General features: G+C 61.6%; 1 protein-coding gene. It reads right to left on the reverse strand.

All coding sequences use genetic code 11. The features are described from left to right. Window positions 1-8 precede the first annotated feature (8 nt). Complete coding sequence (locus ACM0PY_RS21170; RefSeq protein ID WP_049439365.1) at window positions 9-1163, reverse strand: IS30 family transposase; 1155 nt, start codon at window positions 1161-1163, stop codon at window positions 9-11. Window positions 1164-1269: the final 106 nt, after the last annotated feature.

A 1269-nucleotide genomic window follows, 5' to 3' on the forward strand; every position in this document is an offset into this window, starting at 1 on the left:
CGGTGAGTTCAACCCGTCGACGCAACGGCTTGGCTCAGCTTAGCGGCTGGCGTCTGGAAGCCCAAGGTCTTACGAGGTCTTTCGTTGAGACGTCTGGCGATCTTGTTCAAGAATGCCTGCGAATGGCGGGATAGATCCGTGCCGTCGGGGAAGTACTGCCGCAGAAGGCCATTGGTGTTTTCGTTCGAACCGCGCTGCCAAGGGCTTTGCGGATCGCAGAAGTAGACCTGCGTGTCGGTCGCCACGGTGAAGTTCTTGTGGCTGGCCATCTCACCGCCTCGATCCCACGTCAGCGATTTTCGCAGCGCGGTTGGCAGTGTTTTCACTTGCCGGCTCAGCGCCGAGACGACGCTGCTGGTGTCCTTACCCTTCACTTTCACCAGCATCACGAAGCGCGAGTGCCGTTCCACAAGCGTCGCGATGTGGGAATTGTTGCTGCCCGTGATCAGATCACCCTCCCAATGCCCTGGCACGGCGCGATCTTCGACTTCCGCCGGACGCTCCCGAATCGATACCGCGTCGATGATCCCGCCGCGAGGCATCGCGGTGGCCAGCTTTGAGTGGCGCATACGGCGACGCGTGCGCAGGTGCGCCAGGAGTTCCTTCTTGAGCAGGCCGCGCGCCTGGATGAACAAGCTCCGGTAGATCGTTTCGTGCGACACCTGCAGTGCCTGGTTGAGCGGGAACCTCAGCTTAAGCCAGCCGGCGATCTGTTCCGGCGACCACTGCTGGCCCAGCTTGCAAGCCACCAACCAGCGCAGACGAGGGTTATCGGCCAACCGGCAAGACTGTGGCCTCCGGGCTGCCTCCCAAGCGGCCTCATCGGCATGTGCGGCCCGATATCGGTCACGGCCACCATGCCGTGCCACTTCCCGGCTAATCGTCGAGGTAGGCCGCCCTAGGCTGAGCGCAATCTGGCGAAACGACTGGCCAGAAGCTAGGCATCGAGATATCTCTTCGCGATCCATTAAGCTCAGCGACCGGGCGGATCGGCGACGTTCCCTCGGCGCGATCCCGCCTTGCGCGGCCAGAACCCCGAAAATCGAACCCGGATTCTTGTCAAAGAAGCGGGCAATGTCGCTGAGCGACTGGCCGCCCTTCCATCGTCGCCATAGATCTCGCTTCTGGGCTCGAGACATGCCGGGCCGCCCCATCCTTGCCATATCGTTCGCTCCTATCAGTGCAACTGTTGATCATGTTGCATTGACGGGTTGAACTCACCGCGGCTTTTTTTAGGATGTCGCGCTCCTCGGTCACCCGCCGCAGCTC

The organism is Stenotrophomonas sp. BR163, from assembly GCF_047520985.2.
Lineage (GTDB): Bacteria > Pseudomonadota > Gammaproteobacteria > Xanthomonadales > Xanthomonadaceae > Stenotrophomonas > Stenotrophomonas sepilia.

Excerpts from the sequence above, each read along its gene's own strand:
- ACM0PY_RS21170 (WP_049439365.1), bottom strand. The coding sequence starts at position 1,163 with ATGGCAAGGATGGGGCGGCCCGGCATGTCTCGAGCCCAGAAGCGAGAT.